Here is a 1,340-nt window from a genome sequence, read left to right as displayed (position 1 = left end):
CCTGAGCCTTCCCCTCAAATTTTAAATGTCGGGATCAACGATCTCAGCTCATCAAGAGCGATGGTGAGCTGACTTCGAGTAACTGATAGGTCGCGTGTCTGATCTAGCCAGAACATGGCCAACGCTACTATCGACAGGGTAGGCACGCCCTGCTTGGCGCTGCCATAACTGATCGCGGCGTTGCTGCGCCGTTTGACCAAGCCGATGATCCATAGCGCATATGAGGCCAAGGCGCCAATGAGAAGCAGCATGGCCATCCGTGGCGCGCTGCGGGTCTGACAGTTGCTCAGTCCGAATGCGCAGCGCGGCGACTTTAGATCGCGAAAGGTCTGTTCGATCTGCATCCGCCCCGCGTAAGCACGAATGACCTCTCTAGAACTGAGTGCTTTGAGACGTGGCGACACAGCTAACAACCAAGGTTCTTTTTGGGCCGCGCGCGCTTTGTTGCTATTGGAGCTGCGGCAAGGTTTTCCCAGCTTTGTCGTATGGTGCCGCTGTTTGGGTGGACGTCGATGCAGTGTCAGGCAGCATCGAACTGGATTGGCGCGGGCGTAAAAAAAGTTGCCAAGCACGCGAGGCTGTAAAGTCGCCGAGGCATATAAAGTCTTGCAGCCCGCCCAATCTGCGCTCCCTTCCTGACACACCATGTCGCGATTGCGAATCCTCCCGATCCAGGCCCATCCTTGTTGATCGAGCATCTGGAACCAGGTGGCGCGAAAGCCGGCATCGGTGATGATGATGGCCCGAAATGCTGCCGGCAACACCGTCTTGAGCCGGCGCATAAACAGCCTGTGCACTCTCGGAGAGCCCAGCTCGCTTTGAGAGTGCACTTCTTCGTAAATCGTCAGCGCACGACCCTCAGCCATGACGGCGGCGCGTAACAACTGCAAGCTGCCATCGGCGCGTAAATCAGACCAGTCGACAATAACGGGCGCTGCGTCGGCTTTGCTTAATATCTGCTTGGCCAAAGCACGGTAGACCGCTATGCGCTCTTGCTGAAAGCGTCGATTGCTTAACAACCGATCGCAGCATTTAATCGACTGGCGCAACTTCTCCGGTCGTCCGAGTCCCTTGGCCAGCTTGACGACCCCCAGTCCTTTGAAGCACGCCGCGTGGGCTATGCGTGCCACACATTGCTGGCGTTTGGCGTGCATAAAGCCGCACTGTTCCTGCAAAAACCGTTGTAAGATTACCGATGCATGCATGGCCTGTTCCTTTCATTCGCAGTTTGGACGCTACGAATGAAAGGGGTAACACAGCCATGCATGCGCCGTTTTTAGGATTGAAAGTTAACAGGTACCCACTCTGTTTACAAGCAATATTTGAGGGGAAGGCTCAGG

At 55.6% G+C, this 1,340-nt stretch carries 1 protein-coding gene; it reads right to left on the bottom strand.

Features of this window, described 5'->3' with window-relative positions:
- Positions 1–14: 14 nt before the first annotated feature.
- Positions 15–1,205, bottom strand: coding sequence for an IS4 family transposase (locus tag AC07P1_RS33665; protein ID WP_494699944.1), 1,191 nt, complete (start codon positions 1,203–1,205; stop codon positions 15–17).
- Positions 1,206–1,340 lie beyond the last annotated feature (135 nt).

The organism is Duganella sp. GW821-FHT07F09 (assembly GCF_059418705.1).
The sequence above is the reverse complement of the archived record's forward strand: the minus strand, read 5'-3'. Positions and strand labels throughout refer to the sequence as shown.